This is a genomic window from Nocardia sp. NPDC004260 (assembly GCF_053603155.1).
This window is the reverse complement of the sequence record NZ_JBSGEZ010000175.1, coordinates 1-4,509: the sequence shown is the minus strand read 5'-3', so window position 1 is coordinate 4,509 and position 4,509 is coordinate 1. Positions and strand designations below refer to the sequence as shown.

The 4,509-nt window shown below is 66.1% G+C and carries 5 protein-coding genes and 1 pseudogene; 3 read left to right on the top strand and 3 right to left on the bottom strand.

All coding sequences use genetic code 11. The features are described 5' to 3' along the window. On the bottom strand, window positions 1-522 hold a 522-nt coding region (locus tag ACWEO7_RS38225), incomplete at its 3' end, for a cytochrome b N-terminal domain-containing protein (protein WP_452430583.1). 165 nt (window positions 523-687) lie between these two features. Here ACWEO7_RS38225 and ACWEO7_RS38220 point away from each other — a divergent pair. After that, complete coding sequence (locus ACWEO7_RS38220; protein WP_452430581.1) at window positions 688-891, top strand: hypothetical protein; 204 nt, start codon at window positions 688-690, stop codon at window positions 889-891. A gap of 169 nt (window positions 892-1,060) precedes the next feature. Further along, window positions 1,061-2,188: pseudogene (locus ACWEO7_RS38215) on the top strand (WS/DGAT domain-containing protein); the annotation flags it as partial. Between the two features lie 12 nt (window positions 2,189-2,200). Here ACWEO7_RS38215 and ACWEO7_RS38210 read toward each other — a convergent pair. Together ACWEO7_RS38210 and ACWEO7_RS38205 are read right to left on the bottom strand one after the other, a co-directional pair. Then, window positions 2,201-2,926, bottom strand: a complete 726-nt coding sequence (locus ACWEO7_RS38210) for a hypothetical protein (protein ID WP_452430579.1) — start codon at window positions 2,924-2,926, stop codon at window positions 2,201-2,203. Then, window positions 2,899-3,378: a hypothetical protein gene (locus ACWEO7_RS38205; protein ID WP_452430578.1), complete on the bottom strand. Its 480-nt coding sequence runs from the start codon at window positions 3,376-3,378 to the stop codon at window positions 2,899-2,901. Before ACWEO7_RS38205 ends, ACWEO7_RS38210 begins: the two co-directional genes overlap by 28 nt. A gap of 347 nt (window positions 3,379-3,725) precedes the next feature. Between ACWEO7_RS38205 and cutA the strand changes: the two genes are divergently transcribed. Then, the gene (gene cutA, locus ACWEO7_RS38200; protein WP_452430576.1) at window positions 3,726-4,034 is read left to right on the top strand and encodes a divalent-cation tolerance protein CutA; all 309 of its coding nucleotides are present in this window, start codon (window positions 3,726-3,728) and stop codon (window positions 4,032-4,034) included. Window positions 4,035-4,509 lie beyond the last annotated feature (475 nt).

Genomic DNA, 4,509 nt, shown 5'->3' with positions numbered 1-4,509 from the left:
CGCGGCCCGCAGGCCGGTGCCGGAGAGCAGGTCGTCGGGCAGCGAGTAACCGAAGAAGCCCTCGAACATCGCCAGGATCAGCAGCAGCGAGCCGAGCACCCAGTTCGCCTCACGCGGCTTGCGGAACGCGCCGGTGAAGAAGATACGGAACAGGTGCACGATGATCGAGGTCGCGAACAGCAGCGCTGCCCAGTGATGCACCTGCCGCACGAACAAGCCGCCACGAACCTCGAAGGACAGATTCAGCGCCGTCTCGTACGCCCGGGACATGGTGACGCCACGCATCGGCTGATAGGAGCCGTTGTAGACGACCTCCGTCATGGACGGGTCGAAGAACAGTGTCAGATAGACGCCCGACAGCAGCAGGATGATGAAGCTGTAGAGCGCGACCTCGCCGAGCAGGAACGACCAATGCGTCGGGAACACCTTGTTGATCGACCGCTTGACGAACGCGGCGGCCCTATATCGCTGGTCCGCCTCATCGGCTTGTTTGGCGATTCTGCGAGCTAGATCTATAGCCATGGCCGACACCCCGCCTGGGTGAGTGGTATCCGTTCCTACTACAGACGGTAGCAGAGCCGCGTGGCGGAATCGATGGGATTTTCCGGACGGAATTGTGGAACAAGATCATTCACATTGCTCCGGCCCGCCGGAGGTGATCCGGTCCGAGTCGATATCGTTTTACCTGTGAGCGCGATGGCACCGCAGGACGCGACGATGTATTGGTTGTCCGAACGTACGCGCAACGACCTTTTTCTGTTGTATTGCTTCGCCGATCGTGGACTGCCCACGGTGGAACTGCGCGCCGCCGTCGCCGAACGGAGCGCGCGGATCGACGACCTTCGGGTCCGGCTGCGCGAACTGCCCGCGGACATCGATTACCCGATGTGAATTCGGCGCCGAGCAATTCGTGGAACACCAACTGCCGGAGCGTAGTTGGTCGTGCTTGCTGAAGGTTCTCGGCGATCTGCTCGGCACCGGAGTCGATGCCGCCGCGCACCCGTGGCGGCTGCACGTGTTCCGTGCCGTCGCCGACGCGCCGGGGCTGGAAGGCGAGCCCGCGCTGGTGGCGGTGCTCCAGATGTCCCATGCCCTGGCCGATGGGCGGCGGTCCTCGGCGATCGCGCGTGCGTTGTTCTCGGAGACTCCCGCGGGCGAAGACGGAAGCCGGACGGAGTCGGCGGCGCCTGAAGCGGCGGGTTCGGCGGATGACGCCAGGACCGCGCCCGCATCGCGGCTGGAGACCCAGGCGCGGTGGCCAGAGGTCACCGCACGGGGGCGGATGATCGGTGACGCGGTGTCGGCAAGCGTGTCGGCGGTCGGGGTGCTGGTCGGCTCTGCGGTTGGTGTGCTGCGCACGCCGGTCCGGGTGGCCGCGACCGCGGTGCGCGGTTACCAGGCATTTCGGGCGCAGCGGCGGCTCGCGGAACTGACCGAGTCGGGTGACGTGCCGCCACCCGCAGCCGGTTTCCCGCCGAGTGTGCTGAATCGTTCTTCACCGCAAGGCATCTCGCGGCACGAAGCTCGAATGCTGGTATTCCCCTCCGCCGACTTGCGGGTGCCCGGCCGCACCGTCACGGTGGTCGTCTTGACCGCGGTGTCGCTGGCGCTCGCCCGCTACCTGGCCGAGCTGGGCGAGCCGGTGCAGCGGCTCGGTGCGCAGGTGCCGATGGCGCTTCCCGAAGCCGGCCGCGCACGCAACAACTATCGCGGCCTCGGCGTCGACCTGTTCATCGACGAGCCCGATCTGCGCCTGCGCGCCGACAAGATCGCCGCGGCGCTCGCCGACCGGCGCGTCCGGGCACAACACCCGCTGCTGTCCGCGCAGGACCGGGCCATCGCGGCCATGCCGGCCCCGCTGCTGCGCCGGGACGTGGATCGCTACCCGCTCGACGCCGTGCCCGACTCGATCGAAGGCCACACCGTCGTCTCGAGTGTCGACCGTGGTCCAGCCGATCTTTCGTTCGGTGGCGGCGCGGTACGGTTCACGGCCGGGTTCCCGGCCCTCGGTTCCGTCATGCATCTGACCCACGGCGTGCACGGACTCGGCGACACCGTCACCATCTCGCTGCACGCCGACCCGGCGGTGCTGCCCGACCTCGACGCCTACGCCGCCCACCTGCGTGCCGCGCTGCTCGAAGCGCACCTCACGCGGGTCGACTCCGCTGGGGCGTCGCCATCGGTGTGACGAGCCCGCCGGTCAAGAACGAGCGAGGGCCGGCTGCGGCGCGGCCTGGTGCACTTCGGCGGATATCTTGATATCCAGTTCGAGCCGGGTGGCGTTGATGACCGAGCGCTCCTCCTCGACGGTGTTCTCGATCGCCCGCGACCACAGCGCCTGGATCTCGGCGATCTCTTCGGCGGTGGCCTCGCCGTCGCATTCGATCCGGCGGCGCTGCAAACTGATGTTGAGCGCCGCGGTGAGCGTGCGCATCAGGTCCTCGCAGCGATTGGGGATCTTGCGATGCGACACGACGCGCAGGTTGCTGATGTAGCCTCGCGAGCCGGTGATGATCTGCCGGATCTCCGCATCGACCTCATCCAACTCGTCGGCCTCCCAGAGTTCGCAATGCAACAACTGCTGGCGAACGTCGCTCGAAATCGACAGCACGGACGAGACCGCGGTCAGCACCGATTCCCGCCGCCACTTGTCGTGCTCGCGCCGCTCGGCCGCCGCGTTGGTCGACTCCACATTGCGCTGCGCCGCGTCCAAGGTGACCCGGTTCCGCTCGTCCGCGGCGGTGAGCGCCGCACGGTTGGTGCGGTTGTTGACCAGCACGCCGACCAATGCCGCAATGGCAACGATGAGAGAACCGAAGAGCGGGAGCCACTGAGTCACGGAGAAGATCATTCCATCGGAATGGGCAGTCGCACAGCCCAGATCGGACGAACGGGGCGTCAGCTTCGTGCAGCGCCGTTCGGCCACACGACATCGACCGGCACACCACGTTCACGCGCGAGCTCGACCACCGTCCCGGTGCCTGCCCGCTGCCCGGCATCGCCATCCCACACGGCGACAAGTCGATCGACCGACCCGACCACGACATCGTTGGCCGCCTCGTACGCTTCGCGGCCCGCGTCGTCGAAATCCATCACACGCACGGTGGTCGCGCGTTTCACGAGCTCATCGAACAGCTCGGCGTGATCCGGTTTCACCTTCCGCTCGCGGTAATTCCGGGACGGCAACACCACCTCCAGTCGACCGCCCGCATCGAGCACCGCCTGCGCGAACACCGAATCGGACCCGCGCGCAACACAACTCACTCCGACCAGCTCGCGCGGATCGTGCTCGTCGAGCAGCGCACGCACCGCGTCGTACACCAACGACGCCGTAGCCTCGGTGATGTTCATGTGCCCGGTGACGCCGATCCGCACCATGCAGATGTGCTCCTATGCTGTCGCGGCAACCAGTGGCCGCATCCGCTCCCGCAGTTCGACACCGCGCCCACGGTTAGTAATGGCCGGTGCGGTTGTACACCCTCGCCGACTTCTTGGCGAGATGATATGACCCCGCCCGTTCCACGACACTAGGTTCGGACCGACATGGCGCGCATCTTCGAAGCTGATGAGCCGGGCGGTCTATGCCCACCTGGTCCGGAGCCGTGTAGAAGCTCGGCACGGGACTTGCCATGTCGAGTGCTGCGGCGAATTCGCATCAAAGGATCAAGTCCGATCGTGCGACCGTCGCTTAGGCTGGCGTGATGGCGATCCCGAGTGTGTGGTCTGTGACAACGACCACCCCGACCGAGGAAGCAGCCCAAGAGATCGCTCGCGCGGTGGTGAGCGAGCGGTTGGCGGCCGGGGCATCTATCACGGGCCCGATCAAGTCGGTGTTCTGGCATCTCGGCGAACTTGGTGACGGACAAGAGTGGCGCATCGAGCTCCGCACATCTGAGGCTACGCGAGACAAACTCGCGGAACGGATCAAGGAACTGCATCCATGGGACAACCCCGAGTTGGTGGGCCAGCCCATCGAGTGGAGTCCAGAGGAATACGTGAGCTGGGTGGCCCGCACTACAAACGCGTCGGAGTAGGAACCCTCGCTGCCCTTGCGCGTGCCCACAGCTGGGCGCCGCCAGGTAGCCCGGCGATACGTTGCGCTACCTGCTGTATGCGAGCCAGCGGCCGGACTGACGCTACTTTTTCGGCAGAAGCGAGGGCGTTCTCGGTGAGCGCGAGCGCCTTCTCCAAGTTACCCGCGTCGAGGTGAGCATCGGCCAGCCAAGTCAAGTACAGGGCTTTGTCCCTGAACCAGTGATCCGGAGTGGGCGCCTGCCCCCGGCGGGTCGCCGTCCAGCGGTGCCACAACCATCAGAACTGGGTTCCGCCGGCATCTCAGCGATGCGTTCGGCCACTAATGAGAAAAGGCCCGGTCAGAACGGGGGTAAAACCGTCCTGACCAGGCCCTTCTTCAGCGGAGGATAGGGGATTTGAACCCCACCCCTGACCAGCGGAAACCGTCTCGACCTGCGCCTTCATGAATGTCCAGGCATCTCGGCGCTTCTCCAG

Excerpts from the sequence above, each read along its gene's own strand:
- ACWEO7_RS38205 (WP_452430578.1), bottom strand. The coding sequence starts at position 3,378 with ATGGTGCGGATCGGCGTCACCGGGCACATGAACATCACCGAGGCTACG.